Raw genomic sequence first — 20,247 nt, forward strand, 5'->3', positions numbered from 1 at the left:
AAATCTAAAATACGCATACAGTATCATGGAACTGTTGAAATACACCGTAAAAAGATTGTTAAGGAATCCATATGTCCTTTTCTGGGCTATAGGGTTCATGATATTCTGGGAGGTCATAGGGGCTTACATACAGTCCAAGGGTGTACCAGCACAGTACAGTCAATATTATATAGCAAGTTGGTATGCTATAATTGCTCTATTAGCCTCTAGTGCAGTTGCAGTGAGCTCAACTTTCATGCTTAACTATCAAACAGGTGGTCTTTCCCATCTATTTAGGTTTTCCAGACTATCACCGTTATACTATTTGCTCTCAATATACTCGGGAATTACAATAGTTATCATGATAGTCTCAGGAATTATGTTGGCGACAACATATCTGTTGTTTGGAAGTAAGTTTGGTTACGATATTGCACTTCCAAGAAATATAATAGCTTTCGCTCCCGTATTTATACTTACTGGGCTTTTCTACACTGCACTTTCAATAGATTTGAACATTTTAAGCCTGAAAACCACTAGAAAAATAGGTAATGTCATTAGTTTCTTGCCATTAATCATTAGTTATCTTTTTGGCTTTTCTTATCTATACACTAACTTAGGAAATATAGGCTTAGGAAGTCCCTTCGTGAATATAGCTATGTTATCTTATTATGCTTATATGAATCAAGACCCACCACTTTACCTTATTGGAAATGTTAATTCCTCCATATCCCCTGTGTTACCCCTTATAGTTCTAATATCGTGGATAGGTCTCTTGTCAGTATTAGCACTGATGTTCATAAGAAACCTGTATCTCAAGCCTTTAGAAGAAGGGAGGTCAATTTAACATGATAGAGCTCAAGAACGTGAAGGTTTATGGCGAAAAAAACAAAGAGATTATAAGGGGAGTGACCTTAAGTTTATCGAACAAAACTCTATTGTTAGGTCCAAACGGCTCAGGTAAAACCACTATATTGAGGGCTATCTGTGGCATAAGAGATTATGACGGTTCAATTAAAGTTGATGGAATGGAGGTAAAGAGAATCAGTAGGTTCACTAAATTATCATGTAATTTGTCAGAGGCTTATTCGCTGGGGCTAAAATTAATAGATAAACTGGAATTACTCAAGGAAATAAAGGACTTAGACATTAGTTTAGCTAAAAACATGCTTAAAGAAGTAGGAATAAGCAATCTTAACCAAAATTATTACGATTTATCCTCTGGTCAAGTTGTGCTATTTAACACGGTCTTGGCGTTAGCCTCATATCCCAAACAGATAATAATTGATGAGCCATTCGAAAACGTTGATTATGCTAAGAGGAAAGTGATAATCAATTGGTTAAAAGAATATGGAGAGGAGGGATTAATAGTTACACATGAGCTTGACATGTTGAGTTCATTCGAAGGATACAATCTTTATCTTATATTTGAGGGAAAAACGTTTGGTCCCATAAAAGTCAACGAGTTCTTAGAGTCTTCAATAGTAGAGGGAGAAGACCCCTCAGCTTTAACTGTTGTAGAGATAAAAGGTAAGAAGTTTTCGATAACTATAGGTAAAGATCGCGGAGATAAAATTAAAAACTTAAATAATATAGATAAATTGTACTTAGGCGTCTAAAGTGACACAAGAGGATGTGATTAAAGAAGCTAAGAGGCTAGCCTACTACACTTTGAAAAGCGAGATGAGAAAAGCTTTAGCAAAATACTATCTATTGTGGTCGACTTTTCCAGTACTATATTCACCTATTTATTACATCACTGATAGTCTAAGCCTGAAAAGTTTTCTAGTATATACTCTCGCATTTTTCATACCTATTCTTGTTTACATGTCTCTTACCTTTGTCTTCTACCATAGAGTAGCAAAAATACGGAGAAAATTCTACAAAATTTATCCGGAGATAAACTACATGTTAAGGGGAAAATTTTTCATCTTATACTTCATGATCGGTATACTGTTGACCATTTTAATTATTTACTCCTATTATGTTTCAAATTCAATTTTCACTGAAATTTTAGGAGTATTTTACGTTGGTCTTGTATTCGTTGGACTATATTTTAGTTACAGCATAGTAGGTATAAGATTCTATGATATTATCGCTATGGTTAGCTTTACAGCATTCATGTCTCTTTCAAATCTAAATAACACTGTTTCAGTTATTGTCTATTCATTTTTCACAATATCGTGGATTTTCGCTGGTTACAAATCAATTAATGAGGTTATAGAGAATGAGCGATGATCTAAAGAAGATTATCGAATTACTGAATAACCCTGTGCTCTCAAATTCGTCAAGACTAGGAATTCTCATATCATTATATATTCTAGGTAAAACCACATTCGCTGAGCTTCAAAAGTCTACTGAAATACCTAAGAGTTCCCTCCACATGCATTTGCAGATTTTAGAGGAAAATGGACTGGTTACTGTAAAGAAGATACCTACTTTGTCAGGTCCTAGGACGATAGTGCAAATAACTGAAAAAGGTGTAGAGGAGATTAAAAAATACATAAACGTGATCAGGGACATAAAGATATGAGGTCGTTTAATATAACAAATTTCTCCCACATGCTGAACGTGATTTAGTTTATGGTTCTCAGTTACGGAACGCCCAGAGAAAAAGATACCTAACTGTTACCACTTCTACAAATATTCAGTTAATAGTTGCCTTAAAATTCCTGGGCTTTAAGGGAAGCCATTGCTTAAAATATTATAAGTTCTGGTACTAAATTTATATTGAGTAGTTTTGGACGAGGAAGAGTTTAGGTCAGCGCTTAAAAAATGGATTGAATCTAATTCTCCTGCTGATTTAAAAGGTAGAAGGATTCTCTTCGATACAGTTGAATTCGATGATTATCAGAAGATTAGAGAATGGCAAAGGAAACTGTATAGTGCAGGATATCTGGGCATAACATGGCCTAAGCAGTATGGTGGGCAAGATCTACCTCCTATCTATGAGGCGATAGCGTATGAGGAGTTTATAAAAGCTGGTTTACCGTATGGAAGAAGTTTAGGCTCAATAGGATTAATGGTAGCGGCACCTGCAATCCTGAAGCATGGAAATGAAGAACAGAAAAAGAGGTACTTACCAAGAATACTCAGCGCTGAGGATATATGGTGCCAAGGATTCTCTGAACCTTCCGCAGGATCAGACCTGGCATCAGTCAAGACCAGAGCAGAGGACAAAGGTGATTATTTTCTAGTCAATGGACAAAAGATATGGAGTAGTTATGCCCATCTAGCCAATTACATGATACTCTTGGCAAGGACTGGTGAAGATAGGTATGGTGGACTTACCATGTTTGTCGTAGATATGAAACAGCCCGGAATAAAAGTCTCTCCCATTTATCAAATCACAGGTAAGAGTGACTTCAATATAGTGTATTTAAGCGATGTAAAGGTTCCTAAGGAGAATGTAGTTGGTAAGGTTGGAGAGGGATGGAAGGTTGCAATGACTGTGTTGAACCATGAGAGATTTACCTTGGGGATTACGATGCTCTTCACTTCTAAAAGTGCTATAGACACTCTAAAGGATCCAAAGCTGGAGGAGTTAAGGGATGATATAGAGGGGTTAGAGGCGTTTTATCGTCGACTCCTGATTAAGCTTAGAAGGGGAGAGGACGTTGATACTGAGGGGGCTATATTGAAACTAGTTGCATCTGAAATACTTCAAAAAGTCTACGAACATGCAGTCTCCAATTATGATCTAGAGTTCATCATGAGCCAGAAGTGGTATCTAGGAATGTTAAGCTCTAGAGGTAGAACTATCGCCGGTGGCACTTCAGAGATCTTAAGGAACCTAATTGGAGAGAGAGTATTGAAATTACCGAAATAATTTTTTATGATGAAATCTCTTTTTCTAAAATATGTATTTTGAAGACTTTAAAGTAGGACAAAAGTGGGAGACAAAAGGTAGAACAGTTGGAGAAGCAGATGTAATAGTTTTTTCCACCATGACAGGAGCATATAATCCCTTATTTCTAGATGAGGAATACGGCAAGAAGACCAGGTTCAAAGGTAGAATTGCCCCAGGACTGTTGACGGCTTCGTTAGCAGTAGGTCTAACTTATCAATTACCGGTAGATCCTTTTGGTGAGGGGTTCGTTGCGTTATCTAGACTTGAATTGGAGGCTAAGAAGGCTGTTAAGATAGGCGATACATTAAAGTGTGTGGTAGAGGTCATTGATAAAAAGGAGAGAGAGAAGAACGGTAGAGTCTTCTTAAACGTGAAAACCATTAACCAGCTTGGAGAAGAAGTAATGAATTTAAAACTAGAGATAGTCTGTGATAAAAAACTTAGCTGATCTTAAATATCTTCTGAAGTGCTATAATCCTCTTGAGGTGTAAATGCAGATCCAAATCTGACGTGAATCCTATTCCCCCATGAAATTGAATGGAGTCTAGTGCAGCTCTGAAGGCTTTTCTATAAGCATGGTTCAAAAGATTGTAGGGGTTTTCTATATTACCTAGTATGTATCTCGATCTAACAAGTTCTAATCCAATTACGTCATCTACAACTCTGTGTTTTATTGCCTGGTAGGAACCTATAGGCTTCCCAAATGCTACTCTATTTTTTGCATATTCCACTATCTGCTTCATGGTAGCTAAACCATGCCCAATAATCTGAGCTGAAGCCATAATAACTGCTCTATTGAAGTCCAACTCCAACTTTTTCCAATTCCCTCCATTTACTTTATATATTCTTAAGGTGGGATCGGGTGATTCCACCTCCTTCAATTCTACTTCATCTCTTTTTGCAATTCCTCTAGGAGTGATTATCATTTCCGCTTTATCTGCTTCAGGAACATAATTTACCCCTATTGTAACCGGGTAGTCTAATCCTAGCATTGCTGTGGTGGATACTATTCCAGGTAACAGGTTTTCGCCAAGGATTTCATTTATCAAAAGTCCATATACCCTATTCTCCTTGATAAGCTGAAATATCCCCAAATCTTTTATTTTCTCAAATATTTCCTTGACCTTGTTGTCGGAGACTTTATCTTTCTTCGCTCCTAAAGTTTTCCATTCTCTATCTAAGAATTCGCCTAAAGAATTCCTAATGAGTGAGAACTCCTCATTGCTCTCTACGTCTAGTAACATTGATTAATATATCTTGGAGAGACATAATATTTTTTACCATAAAGAATAATGAGCGTCAATTCGTACTCCATGGTACGAGGGACTGTTTTAATCAATGGAGAGGTTGTTTCAGATTCTCTAGGTCGAAATCATGCACAAGAAATATACTTATGATTTATGTTAAGGCTCCCTTTTTACCTCCTCCCATTTACCATCAAACAAGATACGATTGCCCTTTTCTGCTACGATCTTTCCTTTCCTTATGACGTACGAGGGCGGATCAATAAACCTTATCAAGTCTACCACATTATTAGAAGCTGTCACTATCAAATTAGCTTCACACCCTACACAAATACCGTAGTTTTTAATTCTCAAGGCTTTCGCCCCATTATATGTTATTAAGTATATTGATCTCCTTAACTCTTCATATCCTGTAAGTTGATCAAGATGAATTGCCATAAACAACGCTTGTAACATATTACCGCTTCCAAGAGGATACCAAGGGTCCATCATACAGTCATAACCTAACGCGACATTCACTCCAAAGTTCAACATTTCCTTTATGGGTGCCATACCTCTTCTTTTTGGATAAGTATCTAACCTACCTTGGAGGACTGCATTAATTAAGGGGTTAGGTATCACACTTATTCCTGCATTTGCGACATGTGGTAAAATTCTGTATCTGTAAGCATTATCCCAGCTATGCATTGCAGTGACATGTCCTGCTGCAACTCTACCTACCCACCCATTTTCCAGTGTCTCTTTAGCTAAGACCTCTAAGAATCTAGAGTTAGGGTCATCAGTCTCATCTATATGTCCATCAATATCTCGATTATACCTTTTCCCCAATTCAAGTGCAAATTTAATTGACCTGACTCCGTCCTCCCTGGTTAATTCATTATGAGGAATAAGTCCAACATTATCTGCACCTTCACTCAATGCTTTATACATTAACTCCTCATTGCCCTTATCTGTAAATATCCCATCCTGTGGAAAAGCAGTTATTTGAATATCCATAAGTTCTTTTACGTCTTCCTTGACCTTGAGGAGAGCCCTCAATAGTCTAAAACTTTTTTCCGTTATGTCCACGTGGGTCCTTAACCAGAGAGTTCCGAAGGCTACCATTAATTTAACTGCTGTTACTGCATTTTTGTAAACTTGTTCCTCAGTGAGTTCTTGCTTTAACTTTTTCCATATTTTTATCCCCTCCCATAAAGTGCCACTTTGATTTTCTGCTTTGGTGAAGACACTGTCTAGATGAAAATGCATATTAAGGTATGGTGGTAGAACTAGTTTTCCATTTGCTTCCAATACATCCTCTTCCCTCTCACAATTCCCTATACAAGTTATCTTGTCCCCATCTATCTTAATATCGACTATCCTCCCATCTTCCAGTCTAGCATTTTTAATTAACATATTTTCTTGATATTATTAGTTTTTAAATTATTAACTATTGTCAAAATAACTTAGCTGAATTAGAGGAAAGATTTAGACAGATTGTGGACTTCCCATATCGAGATAAAGATACACGTTAGGCTCTTTGTTTCTGTCTTTGCTTACTAAACCTTTAAGAGTTGTTTCTGATTTGTATAATTAAAAAGAATACACTATTTTTAGACTCATTTTTCTCGATATGGATAAAAATTTTTAAACATAAATTTATCTCTCACCTGATTGACTTTGCCTTATGGCTAAGAACTGCCCTAGATGTGGCAAGTCTGTCCCAGATGATGCTAGATATTGTTACAGTTGTGGTTATTACTTTGGTTCAGTTCAGGTACCTAAACAGGATACACCAGTTACAATTAGTGCAATTGCTAACTATATACCTAGACTCCTGAGGATTGGTAAGCTAATACTAGGGATTTCAATAATTTTCGCTGCAATCGCGGGTATAGTCTTTCTCTCCCATTTAATCCAGTTGAATCCCAGTGGTGGAATAATAGCAGGTTCGATAATAGGAATTCTGGGACTAATAGCGTATTTAGTTTCCCCTATTTTTTCCATGTTTAGGGCTGATTTGTCTGTGAATAAGATTACCATACTTACAGGGTTAGGTTTTTACTTTTTAATAGGACTTTCTTCAATAATCATATCCATATCAACTCCGATTTCATTCCCCTTTGGAATGGCAGGGGGCATCGTGGTAATAGTTGGTGTCATATTAACTTTAATCTCCAACTATGTAGTAGAGGGTAACAAATTAATTAAAGTAATTTTCCAAATGATAGGAGTTATTCTGATTTACGTTTATACGTATAATGCAGGAAGGTTTTTAGTTGTGAATTACGAGTCGACCTTATGGGGTGTGGCTGTTATATTAGCACTCATACCATCTTTAATATCCACCGTATCAGAAGGGGAGTTGATAAGTGTGGACAATCCCATGGCTAAAGGTGAGGTTGGGGAGTTGATTAATAATAGCATGTTAGGTTTAGGTTTGTTAATTTTCTCTATTGGAATGATACTAACTGGCTCAGTTCAAGTTTCATTCCCACCATCCCCCGGTTTATTGGACGCTGTTTATGCTCTAAGTATAACTTCCGGAGTATTAGCCATAGTCGGAGGGATAATAGGACTTATCTTGTCGATATTTATAATAATTTATATAATGACAAACAGAAAAATGCCAAAAATGTAAAAAATTTTTGTCTTGTAAATATGAGGAGAGTACTCTTTACTTAGTTACTTTAGTAGCGTTAGCACCGCGAAGTCCTTTAATTAGTCCGCCGATGAAACCTAGTAAGGATAGAAGTGATAGTACAGATGGTCCCAATGCACCAAGTATTCCGCCAGTTATCATTAAGCCTGTATTGTCTCTTATTCCGCCATAGATGTCAGCTAGCCCACCTATTATACTGATTATGCCTAGAGCAGTCAATACACCTGAGTCAATTGAAACGTAATATGTTGCTAGAGGCTTATTGATTACTAAACTAGTTATAGCTATTATGAGTGCTAAAACACCACCAATTATTGATAATATCCTTGAGGGAGTCATACTCCATCACTAATGATGTCCTCAACCGGTGAACTAAAAAGATTACCTTTCAAATAAGAAAAAGGTTTATTATAATGATAACTTTTTATTCATAGAACTTAATATATTTAGTATTTAGCCTTTCTAAGTGGAAAGAAATAAAGTGTACATAGGAGAGTTATAAGATTAAGAAAATTATAGAAGTCACAACTTGTCGAAAAGGACTGATTTTTGTGTAAGACAGTTTAAATGAGTAAAAACTCTACAATTTCGGGATTTTAAATGCTAAGAAAAATTAAAATTAGGATATCTTTTATATTAGGAAGATTTAAAAGATGGAAATACGAAAATAGGACTATGACAAAGGTTCTCTTCTTAATAATGTCTGGAGATGAAAAATTCGAGCTGGCTATGAGAATGGCTTACAACTCAGCCAAAAACAAAAGATATGAAGATGTCAAGGTTATCTACTTTGGACCGAGCCAAAAGAGGCTAACCCAACTTCAGGGAGATCTTAAAGACATGTTTCAAGAGATGTTGCAAAACAAGTTAGTCGATTCCGCGTGTATAGGTGTTGCCGAGAGAATGAACCTAGTGCCAGATCTCAAAAATATGGGGGTTAACCTAGTACCTGTTGGAGAGAGGGTTGCCCATTACGTAAATAATGGCTATGAGGTCATAACGTTTTGAAGACATTATGGCTAGCTGGAGCTGGCGTAAGTATACTTGAAATACTAATCGGAAACTCCATGGTTTTTTATGGAGTTTCAAATATTCTCATAGGAATTCATGCCATAATTGCAGCAGTTCTTTTAATAATAATAATTTACGGTTTAGCTAGAGCTAAAGACTCGATAAAGAGAAGGATGCTTGTGGGCAATTTAGCTCTTCTAATACTCACTGCAGTACTCGGCATCGTCTATTTACAGTACTTTAATATTCCTTTGTTGATTGTCCACCTGCTGCTGGCTTTGGGACTTTTATCCAACTTCTCAGTTATGTACGGTCTCGAAACTTCCACACGTCAATAGATTTTTTATACGTAGCTAATGATCCACTACTTTTACCCTCCTGGTCATAGGAAGGTTTTTTATGAGAGTTTTTGCCTCAAGTTTTTTCAGATTAATTTCCACTAAGGAGGACGTAGAATAAACTATGTTCTCGTTGTCTATCTTTGATATTGCTGTTACACCAAATGTAGGGCTTGGAAGTTCAAGATTTAATCTCTCCCATTTATATTCCTTACCAAGAAATAGTGGTCTCTTACTCCTAACTTGGGCTAATATTAATTCGCCTAAGTCTTCAATACCATGAAAGTAGCCCTTCTCTATTACATGAAAATTTTCCAGATCCTGAGTCACATATAAACCATCTGCAGTAGTTATGTACAAGTAGTTGCCTTTACTCAAAAGATTATGGGAGTCAGCAAAAAATTTAATTGGCTTCAGAGACGATAGCTCATCTCCTACCAAGAGATGTCCGTCCTCTACTGATGCTATTATCTTGTTTTTATATACAGCAAAATCTGTAATGTGAGCCTTTGAATTCAAAAATTTCCAACCTAATTTCTTTCCCTCATCCTCTAGGTCAAGTATCTTCTTTCCCTCATCTACTAAGTACAGCCTAGGTCCCTCAACTGAAGCTATAATCTTATCCCCGAACTCATATAATCTCCAACAAGACTCGTCTATTACATTTCTGTTGTCAATAGTGACCCCGTTGCTGGAGGAACATGTGTATAATCTACCTCCCTTTAGGATAAAATCATACATGCTTTCTCCTTCACAACAGACTAGCTCTATCTCTTCTTTACCCGTTATCTTATATATTCCTTTTGAAGTTGCTACTAGGTACATCAATTAAGTTTTGCCTGAGAAGTTAAATAATGCTACTTTAAAATATATATTGATCTTTTATGGAAATAAGAAAATTCACTGTAGTAGGAGCAGGTTCAATGGGACATGGTATAGCTGAGTTAGCCTTAATTGCTGGATATGATGTGTGGCTTAATGATGTAGCCGAGAACATACTTAAAAACGCGAAGGAAAGGATAGGATGGAGCTTAAAGAGGTTAAGTGAGAAGGGTAGCATCAAAGAGGATCCGGAGAAGATATTATCAAGATTGCATTTAACTGTGAGCCAAGAAGAGGCAATGAAAGATACTGATTTCTTAATAGAGGCAGTTATTGAAGATATCAACGTAAAAAAGAAGGTATTTGAGAAGGCAGATAGTTTAGCATCAAAAGATGCCATATTAGCCTCAAACACAAGTAGTTTACCCATAACCGAGATTGCAACTGCAGTTAAGAGACCAGAGAGAGTTGTGGGGATGCACTTCTTTAACCCACCAGTGCTCATGCAGTTAGTAGAGATAATTAAGGGAGAGAAGACTTCAGAGGAAACGATGAAAAGAGCATATGAGATGGGTAAAAAATTAGGGAGAGACCCTATACTCGTGAAGAAAGATGTTCCAGGATTCCTTGTTAACAGGATACTATTTAGAGTAAATGACATATCTTGTCTTCTGGTCGAGAAGGGAAAGGCAGACGTTTTAGAGGTCGATGCTTCTGCCATATATGAGCTAGGTTTTCCCATGGGCGTATTCTTACTTCAGGATTATGCTGGTGTGGATGTAGCTTATCTTGTTGGTAAGGCTATGGGGGAAAGAGGCTTTAAGGCTTATGAATGCAAGGCATTTGAGCAGTTGTATAAGGCTAAAAATTTGGGTGTGAAGACAGGCAAAGGATTTTACAGCTATCCAGAGCCCAATAAATTTGTAAAACCATCTATACCAAAAGAAAAGGCTAATAAGATTCCTGGTATTATGCTCATAGCTCCTGCCATAAATGAGGGGGCTTATCTAGTGAGAGAAGGGATTGTGACAAAGGAAGATACAGATAAGGGTTGTAAACTGGGCTTAAATTGGCCTAAAGGTGTGTTTGAGTATGCCGATGAATATGGGTTAGATAATGTTGTAAAAACTCTTGAGGATTTGAGGAAAGAAACAGGATTAGACTACTTTACTCCAGATCCTCTCTTAACAAAAATGGTTAAGGAAGGAAGATTAGGGAAGAAGGTAGGAAAAGGATTTTATGAATATAAGTAATTTTTTAAAAAGGCAATACACTATCGTAGAATCTTCTACTTTTTCTTATGGATTCCCATTCATGAGGGTATTCTAACCTAAGGTACTCCTCAGGTAATTGGTCTAATGGAATGAATTTGTGATCATTAACCTTTTTCTCCTTTCTGATTATCTCTTGAGCAACCATTTTTGGTCAAATATATATTCTCGTGCTAGATATTTAAAACTTTTGTCAATGAATTTTAAATTACCTAGGAATTTTTAAGTATATTAGAATTCTGTATATAAAAAATATTTAAATATAACCCCTTTTTACGTTGTTTTCATAAAATCCTAGTTTAAAACTAGTATTCCCCTCGATATCGTGAATTTTCTTATTTCGTACAATTTTCTAATTTTAATTAAATTGAAAGTATTAAATGGTAAAAGTTTAAATTTTTGTAATGACGATAAAAGCACTTATGAGAGCTATAATAATAAGACCTCCTAATGCCGGAGCAGAAATTAAGGAGATAAAGGACGCACAGAATTATGGGAAAGTAAAGATAAAGAGCCTCTATTCAGGAGTATGTGGTACAGACAGGGAGCTTGTAAATGGTAAACTATCTTTAGGCAAAGCACATAAGGACAGAGATTACCTGGTATTAGGTCATGAAGCGATTGGAGTGGTTGAGGAGTCAGTGGGTGAGTTCTCCAAGGGAGACCTTGTCATGCCGGTAAACAGGAGAGGATGTGGGAAATGTCTTAATTGTTTATTAGGAAGACCAGATTTCTGTGAGACCGGAGGATTCGTTGAGGCAGGCATATACGGTATGGACGGTTTTATGAGAGAGGAGTGGTATGATGATCCTAAATATTTAGTTAAAATACCCAAAGCTCTAGAGGACATAGGTATATTAGCACAGCCTCTAGCGGATATTGAAAAATCTTTACAGGAAATAGATGATATCCAAAAAAGGCTCCCTGCATGGACATGTGAGGACGGGACAATAAATTGTAGAAAAATGTTAGTTATAGGTACAGGACCCATTGGGCTACTTTTCATTTTACTTGCAAGAACTTTAGGTTATGAGGTATGGGCAAGCAATAGAAGGGATCCTAATGAAACTGAGAGTGTTATAATAGAAGAGGGAAAGATCAACTACTATAACTCGTCAGCAGGGTTCGAAAAGCTGAAAGACTCTGTTGGAGGATTTGATGTAATAGTTGACGCAACAGGTGCTAACGCTCAATTGCTCGATAAGGTAATTCCTCTATTAAACAGGAATGGTATACTAGGGATATTCGGTTTTCCCAGTGACGGTATATTTTCAATAAGTTATAAGGATCTTCAAACGCTAGTTCATGGTAATAAATTAATCTTAGGTTTAGTTAACGGGCAAAAACCTCATTTTCAACAGGCAATTGTGCACTTAGCATCTTGGAAGACCATGTATCCTAAAACCTCGAAACTTCTAGTGACTAGAACAATTAGTATAAATGACGAAAATGAGGTAATGAAAGCCTTAAAGGAGAAACAAGCAGAGGAAATAAAAGTTAGAATAATTTGGGACTAAACAAGCAAAGATAAACTAAATTTTCTATTTCTTCGCTCGAAAACGATTATCATCGCTAGAGAGGTATATCTCTTAGAATCATTTGTGCTAAGACAGAAGAGCTTTGATTAAAACACAGGTACGATCATTATGGAAGCGGGATTCTGTGGCTTTATTGTTACTTACCTCTCAGAAAATGTGGTAAAAAATATAGCTTCTGGGGCAGAATATATATTCTGGTGGAGAAGTTGTTATTTGATGAAAGACCAAAGAAGACTAGGGATGAGCTCTTCGATAGAGAAAAGGAGATAGAAGAAATAAAGAATAACATAAATAGACCATTACTGGCTATATCTGGTATAAGAAGGATAGGTAAGACATCAACGTTACTTGTTGCGTTAAATGAGTTAAAAACAGATTACGTTTTAATAGATTGTAGAAGATTAAAGGAGAACTATGGAAGACAAGATTTGTATAGTATCTTCTCTGCCAGTTTTTCATCAATTATAGATAAGGTAAGAGATATTCTCTCTGGTGTAAGGGGAGTAAGTATAGTGGGTAACTCTATAGAGTTTAAGTGGAAGGGTAGACAATCCCTCTCTTTAGCTGATCTGTTTGACCATTTGAACAAGAAGAGGCTTATAATAGCAATAGATGAAGCTCAAAAATTGAGGGGACCACTTTCTACAGAGATCAAGGACGCAATTGCTCATGCTTACGATTATGATGAAAATCTGACATTTATTTTCACGGGATCGGAAATTGGTTTACTCTATGATTTCTTAGGAGTAGAGGATAAGAACTCACCTCTTTATGGTAGATATTACTATTCTGTCACACTCGAAAGGTTTAGCAGGGAGATGAGCAAGGAGTTTCTCACTAAAGGTTTCCAGGAAGTAGGTCTAAGGGCTAATAATTCTGTAGTAGATAAATTGGTGGATCTCTTTGACGGAATTCCTGGTTGGTTAACATTTGGTGCAAATAGATTCTTAGAAGGGGGAAAAATTGATGATATAATGGAAATAGCAATAAGTGTTGCTTTAGACGAATTGGAAAAACTCATTGACACAAAGAGGAGGGTATCTGAGATTTCTGCTAGAAGATATAAGTATGCACTTAAGTGCTTGGGGTCAGGAATGAATACATGGAGTAAGTTATTGGACTGTATCCAGAGAAGTGAGGGGACTACGATATCAAGTAGTGTACTTGATAATATTTTGCTTAGTCTCGAAAAGACAAGTATAATCAAGGATTATGAATTTCTTGATCCAATATATAGGGAAGCCAGTAAGAGGATGAGGGTATAAAACTTATTGAATCCAACAAATGGCGTGTAATAAGTGATGTAAATTCTCGTTTTAACTTAAAAATACTCATGTACGTCATTCTATAGTGCTTTTATTAAAGCCTCTAAAAGAAACTGTAAACCACTAAACCTATCATGAAAAATCCCAGAAACAGTAGGGCAAGTCTTCCAGCTCTTATCATTATCGAAAAGTCTCTGCCTATGGATTTTACAATACCCTTGTAGATTAGACTCACTATTATAGATTGTGCTAGTAATGAACCTACACCGAGTATTAGGCCCACTAGAAATGTTAAATTCGACTCAAAAGTAACGCCCACTGCTAGGGCAAGTAATAGTACCACTATGAAGTCTCCACCAAAAGCTGCTGCAACCCCATGTATCCAGATCATTTTATAATCAGCTGTAGCTTCTTCCCCTCTCTTTTTTCCCTCTTTATGCATTAATAGTAATGCAACTCCTATCATAGTTATACCTACTATTATGTCTACATAAGGATCAGTGTCTGTACTTTGAAAGAATGAAAGAACTTGACCAACTAAGGCACTTAGCCTGTCCAAACAACTATTAACGCACTCCCAAATACTGATGTCGAAATAAAAGCTTTTCTTAGATTTTTATGCATTAAGGCATAGGACACAGTAATTGGCTATATGTGTTCATCTGGTTTTAAACCATGGATAATTCCTATTATAAATAGCGCTAGAATCCAGTATACACCTAAGGATGTTAAGATTGCCCTGGCTACTGGCTCTAATATATCCGGTAAAGACAGTATGGCAAGTGCTAATCCAATTAAAATGATCCCTGCAATGATGATTTCTTTGCGCATAATTTAGCGCAACCCTAAAGGTTATTAAATCTTACTGTATAAATGAAATTTTAGTTCTAGCCTAAAAATACGTTTGATATAGTGCCGTTATGAAGGTATTATTTATTAACACTTTTGCATATATGCGTACGAGAGGGTATTAAGAATGTTTATAGGGATATTCCTTGTCCATAATAGCATTACTTTGTTAAGGTTAGTTAGGCGTAAGTAAGAGTATGAGTAGTAGGAATTTCCTTGAGGATATTGGGCATAAGTATTCAAGGGAGGTTAGGGATTTAGCCTTGAATATGCTAACGGAATGAGTACTAGATTGCAAGGGTATTAAATAAATGGAAATGCATGGGTACCCCTATTGCATGGGTACCCATACAAACATATAAAGCTGGAGGTCTAGCTTGACATCCGCTAAATGTATGGACTACAATTTCATTCACCTCCGTAACATAGGTTTTGAGCAAATTGTGTCTTGCAAAAAGGCTTTTTGACAATCTCATTTAGTAATGTTTTAGAGTACAGTTCATGACTTGAAGTAATTGCTAACTCTCAATAGAGTATGCTTATTTCACTAGGTTTTCCACTTATAATTTAAGTTTACACATTAAAGTCGTTTTTTAGAGAATATTCTACTTCATATGTTACAGTTTGTTCTCGTACTTAGTTTTTAGCATATCTCTTATTACCTTCTTATCCAATTTTCCAGTACTAGTCTTAGGAATTGAGTCAACGAATATAATTTTCTCTGGCATCCACCAGTTAGGAAATCTTCCTAATGACTTCAAGTATGTTATTATTTCCTCAGCGTTTACGTCCTTATCAGGCTTCTTTACCACTAAAGCAATTGGTCTCTCTCCCCATTTCTCGTCCTTTATGCCAACCACTACAGCTTCAAGTACTTTCTCATATGACATTATAGCGTTCTCCAAGTCTACTGAGCTTATCCACTCCCCTCCACTCTTGATCAAATCCTTCAATCTGTCAACTACCTTTACATTACCATCAGGGTATATTTTAGCAACGTCACCAGTCCTAATGAAACCATTCACCATCATATCTGATTGTTTATAATATTTCTTAGTCACGAAGGCACCCCTGGCTACTAGTTCTCCAACGCTCTTTCCGTCCCAGGGAAGGTTCCTGTTGTTTTCATCCATTAATCCTATTTCAAAACCGGGCATTGGGTATCCTTGCTTTGACAATTCCTCCACGCTATCACTCTGATTTACAGTAGCAATTGCCTCAGTCTCTGTCATTCCCCAAGCATGATATGTTCTTACACCTAGCTCTTTCAGTTTTTTCATTAAACCTTGAGGCGGTTCAGCTCCTCCTGTAACAACTACTTTAAGGGGGGACAGATCCATTTTCTCTCTCTCCACATAATTCAGGACATCGATCCAGACTGTTGGTGCCCCAGCACCTATAGAAACATTATAACGTTTGATCAGGTACACGATATCTTCTGCCTTTGGTCTAGGTCCTGGCAAAACTAGTTTAGCTCCCGTCATTAACGAAGCGAATGGTAGATCCCACGCGGATATGTGAAACATTGGAACTAAGGGCATGACAGTGTCACGAGAAGATATTCCCACAACGTCCTTAGCCAATAGTGATAATGAGTGGATAAATATACTCCTATGGCTGTATATTACACCTTTAGGTTTTCCTGTGGTTCCTGAGGTAAAACAGGCAACAGCTCCCACTTTCTCGTCAATATCTGGAAGATCCGTCAAAGGCTCAAATGAATTAATTTCGTCGTCATATCTTTCATCTAAGACGGTAACATTATCTCCTTTGTACGAGATGTCCCTATCAATGAATACTGCCTTATCTTCCATCTCTCTTATTACATACTCCATCTCAGAGGGATGGAATCTGACATTGACAGTATGCAAAACACCTCCAAGTAAGGGTACGGCAAAATAAAGTTCCAAGTGTCTCTGAGTATTCCAGGCTATGGTGGCTACATTTTCACCAGCAAGGTTTTTAGTCCTTAAAAAATTAGCTAACTTTCTCACTCTTTCAGAGAAATCTTTGTAGGTATATCTCACTATACTGTCGTGTGTTCTAGATATAATCTCTTGGTCATGATATATGTGCTCTACTCTCCAAAAAATTGCTTTTAAATTAAGATTATAATCCATTATTGTTGAATCCATTAATTAAAAATTCATTTTAACATTAATAAAGATTAGATTATAATTGCACGATATAAAGGAACCTAAACGTTAACCCGAGTTATCTTGGCATCACAGGATATTCTACCACATGACAGTATATCACAGCCGTTTAATTATGGTCTGAGGTCAGAATCTCACTAAGTATCAGCACTAACCTTACTCCCATTTTTGTATGTCTTCATTGTGGTTTGTCAGTACTTTTCTCCCCACTCCACACTGAATTCCTCTTTCTTACCATGAAAACTCTATCAAATTCCACTATTTTCTCTCCTCTCTGATTGTACCCCCACGTCCTTATTTTAACTATTCCAAATCCAGGTCTACTCTTCGATTCCCTAGCCTCTATTACTTCTGCTTCACCGTAAATTGTATCTCCCGCGAATACTGGATTCATAAATTTTACGTTCTCTATCCCTAACATAAAACCGTTTTGACTTGTTAGCTCAACTAATAAACCTGCTACTATGGCAAGAGTAAGGAATCCATTAACGACAAGCCTTCCTTTAAAAGGTTCTCCAGAAAAATATTTCTCAGTATAGTCTCTGTTAAAGTGAATTTGGTTAGAGTTGTTTGTCAACAAAGTGAACCATATATTGTCAACATCTGTGAGACTTCTACCAACTTTACTTCTGAACCTTTGACCTACCTTAAAATCTTCAAAGAAAGGACCCTGCTCTGACATAAGTGAATATTATGCTCATGTAATATAAAGGTTATTTAATGGTCTTCGATGAACTTATTGATAACATGGAAAACGGTGCTCATTTTTATTAAGACAAGATCTATATAAAATGAACAATCAAGGAGTCTTCAGTTTAAAAACATCTTATTCTTCAACGAGTATGTACACAAAAATAGGTGACCGCCTAAATTATGATTCCACACTACTAGGAAAAATTAACCCTTATTGTTAGAAATAACAATTCCTTTACTTATGAACTCCTCAATATCTTTCTCTCTGTAACCTATTTCTTTAAGGACTTCAATCGTATGCTCCCCCAATCTAGGTGCAGGCAGTCCTGTCCCAGGTTCTCTCTTGTCTTTAACATTCGCAGGGAATCTCACATATCTCAAACTTCTCCTTTCGTAAACAAGTTTGTTCCCATATATCTGAAAAGCCTCCGCAAGGTTTAATATCGGTGCTACAGGTACATCAGCCTCATTTAGCTTCTTTATCCAAAACTCTCTAGTATTAGTTTCAAATATCTTTTGCAACTCCCTGGCTATATACTCCCTGTTTCTCACTCTACTTTCTTGAGTGTCATATATCAACAAGTCCTCCCTGCCTAGTGCTTTGCATAAGTTAGTGTACTGCTCATTGTTGAATGTTGCAACATAGATGTATCCATTCTTTGTCCTGAAGGCTTGATAGGGCACTAAATATCTGTGAGCAGAGCCCATTCTTTTGGGCAAAATTCCTGTGTTCAAGTACATGTAGGCATCTTCTAACATTAAGTAGAACTGAGTGTAGATCATTGGTACATCTATGAATACTGGTCCTCCCTGATTATAATACCACAGTATTAGAATAGTGGAGAAAAGTGCTGTAGTTATATCAGAAATAGAGGTGGCGAACTTTACTGGATTTTCCTCTCCAGTCATGTCCATGAGACCACTTAGGGCTAAAATAGTTGTGTCATAAGCCGGTTTATCAGCCTCCTCTGTAAAGTTACCAAATCCTGTAATGGAGCAATAAATTATTTTAGGGTTTGTTTGGTTCTTCACGCTCTCATAATCTATGCGTAATTTCTTAAGTGCTGAAGGTCTGTAATTAGTTATTATGATGTCAGCTGTAGCTACTATTTTCTTAAAAATCTCATATCCCTCTGGCTTCTTCAAATCAATTGATACACTTCTCTTTCCCTTGTTCACACTTGCAAAGTAAACTCCAACACCATCAATTTCAGGTTTTACTCCTCTTCTATCATCCCCTTTGGGCGGCTCTACCTTAATTACATCAGCTCCTAACTCTGATAAGATTTGACCAACTAAAGGGGCGGAAATGTTGTTACTCAGCTCAACTACTCTCATGGGAATTATACTCATTAACAAAGATTTTAAGTTTCCTTAGGAGAGTGATATCTTATTCTCATGTCTTTATCCTTTCAAAACTTCTCGGCTCTGTAATCCACTGCGTGTAACTACGGTATTAAGATGGATGATGAATCATAGTCTAGCAAAACAACTATTAAAACGTATTAAAGAATATATTCTATTAGCATGTACAAAGTGGAATACCCATCTACCCAGGTCATATACGGCAAGGACGCCTTAGATTGGTTAGTCAATTTGAAGTCATCTAAGGTAGGAATAGTTACCACCAGAAGTCTATTGCAGGGTAAGACTCTTTCATTGGTGACTAAGTTAGTTAATGCAGATATAATAGAGGGTCCACGGCAGCACGTTCCAGAAGATGACGTAAATGCATTAAAGGAAAAGGTAGGGAACTACGAGACTATCATAGGATTAGGGGGAGGAAGTATAATTGATGGTCTAAAGTTGGTTTTGGAGGAGAAAACTAAGTACATTGTAATTCCCACTACCTTATCTGGAGCTGAACACACTAAGAGTGGAGGCTATACAACACAAGGCTTGAAGAGGAGTAAGCTAGGAAAAGAGCCTGATATCGTAATACTCGACCCCAGGGCTACCCTTGAAACACCTAAATGGTTACTCGTATCATCTGCAGTGAGGTCAATTGATCACGCAGTTGAAGCCCTTTATTCAAGGGATTCTACACCTTTTGTGGATTCTTTAGCCAAGGAAGGCTTTCACAAAATTGTAAATTGCCTCAGGGATATTGATTCTTTAGACAGTAGGTTAGAGTGCCAAATAGGAGTTTGGTTATCATCTCTCACCATGAGGTATGCGAGGATGGGCATGAGCCATATGTTTGGCTATGTTTTCGGACCCAGGTTTAACATTCCTCACGGTTACACTTCATGTATATCCCTTCCAGCAGCTGTCAAATTTAATTATGGGGCATCTAAGGAGAAACTGAAATCAATTGAAAAGAACGAACCTCTGTACGAGTTTCTAGATAACTTCCTGAGGGAAATTGGTGTTAGAAAAAAGTTGTCTGAGTACACTAGTCTGGAGGAAGCCCTTAAGTATGCTGAAGTCTTTTCACAATTATCAAATAACAGTGGAAATCCCACTAAACTGTCCATAGATGATGCAAGGAAGTTCATTCAGGAAGTTTACTAACCATAATGCTCTTTTTTAGTAATTCTTAATAAAATTACCAAGTTTGTCCAGTTTTATTCATAAACATGATTAAATAAGT

Annotated in this window: 23 protein-coding genes; 13 read left to right on the forward strand and 10 right to left on the reverse strand. The window is 36.8% G+C overall.

Annotation, left to right across the window (positions count from 1 at the left end; genetic code table 11):
* Nucleotides 1–25 precede the first annotated feature (25 nt).
* From SACI_RS05085 to SACI_RS05110, 6 genes are all read left to right on the forward strand, one after another.
* Complete coding sequence (locus SACI_RS05085) at nucleotides 26–823, forward strand: ABC transporter permease (protein WP_011277924.1); 798 nt, start codon at nucleotides 26–28, stop codon at nucleotides 821–823.
* 1 nt (nucleotide 824) lies between these two features.
* Entirely contained in the window at nucleotides 825–1,595 is a 771-nt protein-coding gene (locus SACI_RS05090; RefSeq protein WP_011277925.1) for an ATP-binding cassette domain-containing protein, read from the forward strand.
* A 1-nt stretch (nucleotide 1,596) separates the two neighbouring features.
* Nucleotides 1,597–2,214 carry a hypothetical protein gene (locus tag SACI_RS05095; protein ID WP_011277926.1) on the forward strand — a complete coding sequence of 206 codons (618 nt, stop codon included), beginning with the start codon at nucleotides 1,597–1,599 and terminating at the stop codon, nucleotides 2,212–2,214.
* Nucleotides 2,204–2,509: a transcriptional regulator gene (locus tag SACI_RS05100; protein ID WP_011277927.1), complete on the forward strand. Its 306-nt coding sequence runs from the start codon at nucleotides 2,204–2,206 to the stop codon at nucleotides 2,507–2,509. The genes SACI_RS05095 and SACI_RS05100 overlap by 11 nt, the downstream gene beginning before the upstream one ends.
* Before the next feature lie 207 nt (nucleotides 2,510–2,716).
* A complete protein-coding gene (locus tag SACI_RS05105) occupies nucleotides 2,717–3,805 on the forward strand; it encodes an acyl-CoA dehydrogenase family protein (RefSeq protein ID WP_011277928.1) in 1,089 nt (362 codons plus the stop codon).
* A gap of 31 nt (nucleotides 3,806–3,836) precedes the next feature.
* The gene (locus SACI_RS05110; RefSeq protein WP_011277929.1) at nucleotides 3,837–4,274 is read left to right on the forward strand and encodes a MaoC family dehydratase; all 438 of its coding nucleotides are present in this window, start codon (nucleotides 3,837–3,839) and stop codon (nucleotides 4,272–4,274) included.
* Here SACI_RS05110 and SACI_RS05115 read toward each other — a convergent pair.
* A complete protein-coding gene (locus tag SACI_RS05115) occupies nucleotides 4,267–5,070 on the reverse strand; it encodes an acyl-CoA dehydrogenase family protein (RefSeq protein WP_011277930.1) in 804 nt (267 codons plus the stop codon). The two genes, SACI_RS05110 and SACI_RS05115, sit on opposite strands and share 8 nt — an antisense overlap.
* Before the next feature lie 159 nt (nucleotides 5,071–5,229).
* Nucleotides 5,230–6,465, reverse strand: coding sequence for an amidohydrolase family protein (locus SACI_RS05120; RefSeq protein WP_011277931.1), 1,236 nt, complete (start codon nucleotides 6,463–6,465; stop codon nucleotides 5,230–5,232).
* A 271-nt stretch (nucleotides 6,466–6,736) separates the two neighbouring features.
* Here SACI_RS05120 and SACI_RS05125 point away from each other — a divergent pair, with 271 nt between their 5' ends.
* Nucleotides 6,737–7,690, forward strand: a complete 954-nt coding sequence (locus SACI_RS05125; RefSeq protein ID WP_011277932.1) for a zinc ribbon domain-containing protein — start codon at nucleotides 6,737–6,739, stop codon at nucleotides 7,688–7,690.
* Between the two features lie 36 nt (nucleotides 7,691–7,726).
* Here SACI_RS05125 and SACI_RS05130 read toward each other — a convergent pair whose 3' ends face one another.
* Complete coding sequence (locus tag SACI_RS05130; protein WP_011277933.1) at nucleotides 7,727–8,050, reverse strand: hypothetical protein; 324 nt, start codon at nucleotides 8,048–8,050, stop codon at nucleotides 7,727–7,729.
* Nucleotides 8,051–8,386: 336 nt separating this feature from the next.
* Here SACI_RS05130 and SACI_RS05135 point away from each other — a divergent pair, with 336 nt between their 5' ends.
* Together SACI_RS05135 and SACI_RS05140 are read left to right on the forward strand one after the other, a co-directional pair.
* Nucleotides 8,387–8,719 carry a DsrE family protein gene (locus SACI_RS05135; RefSeq protein ID WP_015385545.1) on the forward strand — a complete coding sequence of 111 codons (333 nt, stop codon included), beginning with the start codon at nucleotides 8,387–8,389 and terminating at the stop codon, nucleotides 8,717–8,719.
* Nucleotides 8,716–9,060 (forward strand): hypothetical protein, encoded by a 345-nt coding sequence (locus SACI_RS05140; RefSeq protein WP_011277935.1) that lies wholly within the window; start codon nucleotides 8,716–8,718, stop codon nucleotides 9,058–9,060. The genes SACI_RS05135 and SACI_RS05140 overlap by 4 nt, the downstream gene beginning before the upstream one ends.
* 15 nt (nucleotides 9,061–9,075) lie before the next feature.
* Here SACI_RS05140 and SACI_RS05145 read toward each other — a convergent pair whose 3' ends face one another.
* Complete coding sequence (locus SACI_RS05145) at nucleotides 9,076–9,885, reverse strand: hypothetical protein (protein ID WP_015385546.1); 810 nt, start codon at nucleotides 9,883–9,885, stop codon at nucleotides 9,076–9,078.
* A 59-nt stretch (nucleotides 9,886–9,944) separates the two neighbouring features.
* On the opposite strand from SACI_RS05145, the gene SACI_RS05150 reads away from it, so the two are divergent.
* The gene (locus tag SACI_RS05150) at nucleotides 9,945–11,135 is read left to right on the forward strand and encodes a 3-hydroxyacyl-CoA dehydrogenase (RefSeq protein ID WP_011277937.1); all 1,191 of its coding nucleotides are present in this window, start codon (nucleotides 9,945–9,947) and stop codon (nucleotides 11,133–11,135) included.
* A 4-nt stretch (nucleotides 11,136–11,139) separates the two neighbouring features.
* Here the strand turns inward: SACI_RS05150 and SACI_RS12050 are convergent, their stop codons facing one another.
* Nucleotides 11,140–11,301 (reverse strand): hypothetical protein, encoded by a 162-nt coding sequence (locus SACI_RS12050; RefSeq protein ID WP_015385547.1) that lies wholly within the window; start codon nucleotides 11,299–11,301, stop codon nucleotides 11,140–11,142.
* A gap of 274 nt (nucleotides 11,302–11,575) precedes the next feature.
* On the opposite strand from SACI_RS12050, the gene SACI_RS05155 reads away from it, so the two are divergent.
* Nucleotides 11,576–12,670, forward strand: a complete 1,095-nt coding sequence (locus SACI_RS05155; RefSeq protein WP_011277938.1) for a glucose 1-dehydrogenase — start codon at nucleotides 11,576–11,578, stop codon at nucleotides 12,668–12,670.
* A 218-nt stretch (nucleotides 12,671–12,888) separates the two neighbouring features.
* Nucleotides 12,889–13,956 carry an AAA family ATPase gene (locus tag SACI_RS05160; RefSeq protein ID WP_015385548.1) on the forward strand — a complete coding sequence of 356 codons (1,068 nt, stop codon included), beginning with the start codon at nucleotides 12,889–12,891 and terminating at the stop codon, nucleotides 13,954–13,956.
* Between the two features lie 103 nt (nucleotides 13,957–14,059).
* Here the strand turns inward: SACI_RS05160 and SACI_RS12215 are convergent, their stop codons facing one another.
* The 5 genes from SACI_RS12215 to SACI_RS05180 all read right to left on the reverse strand — a co-directional run bounded on the left by SACI_RS12215 (nucleotide 14,060) and on the right by SACI_RS05180 (nucleotide 19,001).
* Nucleotides 14,060–14,515 carry a hypothetical protein gene (locus SACI_RS12215; protein ID WP_230937961.1) on the reverse strand — a complete coding sequence of 152 codons (456 nt, stop codon included), beginning with the start codon at nucleotides 14,513–14,515 and terminating at the stop codon, nucleotides 14,060–14,062.
* 89 nt (nucleotides 14,516–14,604) lie between these two features.
* Nucleotides 14,605–14,787 (reverse strand): hypothetical protein, encoded by a 183-nt coding sequence (locus SACI_RS12220; protein WP_230937960.1) that lies wholly within the window; start codon nucleotides 14,785–14,787, stop codon nucleotides 14,605–14,607.
* Nucleotides 14,788–15,422: 635 nt separating this feature from the next.
* The gene (locus SACI_RS05170; RefSeq protein WP_011277941.1) at nucleotides 15,423–16,940 is read right to left on the reverse strand and encodes a long-chain fatty acid--CoA ligase; all 1,518 of its coding nucleotides are present in this window, start codon (nucleotides 16,938–16,940) and stop codon (nucleotides 15,423–15,425) included.
* A gap of 199 nt (nucleotides 16,941–17,139) precedes the next feature.
* The gene (locus tag SACI_RS05175) at nucleotides 17,140–17,643 is read right to left on the reverse strand and encodes a MaoC family dehydratase (RefSeq protein ID WP_011277942.1); all 504 of its coding nucleotides are present in this window, start codon (nucleotides 17,641–17,643) and stop codon (nucleotides 17,140–17,142) included.
* 215 nt (nucleotides 17,644–17,858) lie between these two features.
* Nucleotides 17,859–19,001, reverse strand: coding sequence for a CaiB/BaiF CoA transferase family protein (locus tag SACI_RS05180; RefSeq protein WP_176586682.1), 1,143 nt, complete (start codon nucleotides 18,999–19,001; stop codon nucleotides 17,859–17,861).
* A 180-nt stretch (nucleotides 19,002–19,181) separates the two neighbouring features.
* Here SACI_RS05180 and SACI_RS05185 point away from each other — a divergent pair, with 180 nt between their 5' ends.
* The gene (locus SACI_RS05185) at nucleotides 19,182–20,168 is read left to right on the forward strand and encodes an iron-containing alcohol dehydrogenase (protein ID WP_011277944.1); all 987 of its coding nucleotides are present in this window, start codon (nucleotides 19,182–19,184) and stop codon (nucleotides 20,166–20,168) included.
* Nucleotides 20,169–20,247 lie beyond the last annotated feature (79 nt).

The sequence above is a fragment of the Sulfolobus acidocaldarius DSM 639 genome, from assembly GCF_000012285.1.
GTDB classification, from domain to species: Archaea; Thermoproteota; Thermoprotei_A; order Sulfolobales; family Sulfolobaceae; genus Sulfolobus; species Sulfolobus acidocaldarius.

Coding starts and splice junctions, on each gene's coding strand:
- SACI_RS05085 (WP_011277924.1), top strand. CDS start 26: ATGGAACTGTTGAAATACACCGTAAAAAGATTGTTAAGGAATCCATAT.
- SACI_RS05090 (WP_011277925.1), top strand. CDS start 825: ATGATAGAGCTCAAGAACGTGAAGGTTTATGGCGAAAAAAACAAAGAG.
- SACI_RS05100 (WP_011277927.1), top strand. CDS start 2,204: ATGAGCGATGATCTAAAGAAGATTATCGAATTACTGAATAACCCTGTG.
- SACI_RS05110 (WP_011277929.1), top strand. CDS start 3,837: ATGTATTTTGAAGACTTTAAAGTAGGACAAAAGTGGGAGACAAAAGGT.
- SACI_RS05115 (WP_011277930.1), bottom strand. CDS start 5,070: ATGTTACTAGACGTAGAGAGCAATGAGGAGTTCTCACTCATTAGGAAT.
- SACI_RS05120 (WP_011277931.1), bottom strand. CDS start 6,465: ATGTTAATTAAAAATGCTAGACTGGAAGATGGGAGGATAGTCGATATT.
- SACI_RS05125 (WP_011277932.1), top strand. CDS start 6,737: ATGGCTAAGAACTGCCCTAGATGTGGCAAGTCTGTCCCAGATGATGCT.
- SACI_RS05130 (WP_011277933.1), bottom strand. CDS start 8,050: ATGACTCCCTCAAGGATATTATCAATAATTGGTGGTGTTTTAGCACTC.
- SACI_RS05135 (WP_015385545.1), top strand. CDS start 8,387: ATGACAAAGGTTCTCTTCTTAATAATGTCTGGAGATGAAAAATTCGAG.
- SACI_RS05145 (WP_015385546.1), bottom strand. CDS start 9,885: ATGTACCTAGTAGCAACTTCAAAAGGAATATATAAGATAACGGGTAAA.
- SACI_RS05150 (WP_011277937.1), top strand. CDS start 9,945: ATGGAAATAAGAAAATTCACTGTAGTAGGAGCAGGTTCAATGGGACAT.
- SACI_RS12050 (WP_015385547.1), bottom strand. CDS start 11,301: ATGGTTGCTCAAGAGATAATCAGAAAGGAGAAAAAGGTTAATGATCAC.
- SACI_RS05155 (WP_011277938.1), top strand. CDS start 11,576: ATGAGAGCTATAATAATAAGACCTCCTAATGCCGGAGCAGAAATTAAG.
- SACI_RS12220 (WP_230937960.1), bottom strand. CDS start 14,787: ATGCGCAAAGAAATCATCATTGCAGGGATCATTTTAATTGGATTAGCA.
- SACI_RS05170 (WP_011277941.1), bottom strand. CDS start 16,940: ATGGATTCAACAATAATGGATTATAATCTTAATTTAAAAGCAATTTTT.
- SACI_RS05175 (WP_011277942.1), bottom strand. CDS start 17,643: ATGTCAGAGCAGGGTCCTTTCTTTGAAGATTTTAAGGTAGGTCAAAGG.
- SACI_RS05185 (WP_011277944.1), top strand. CDS start 19,182: ATGTACAAAGTGGAATACCCATCTACCCAGGTCATATACGGCAAGGAC.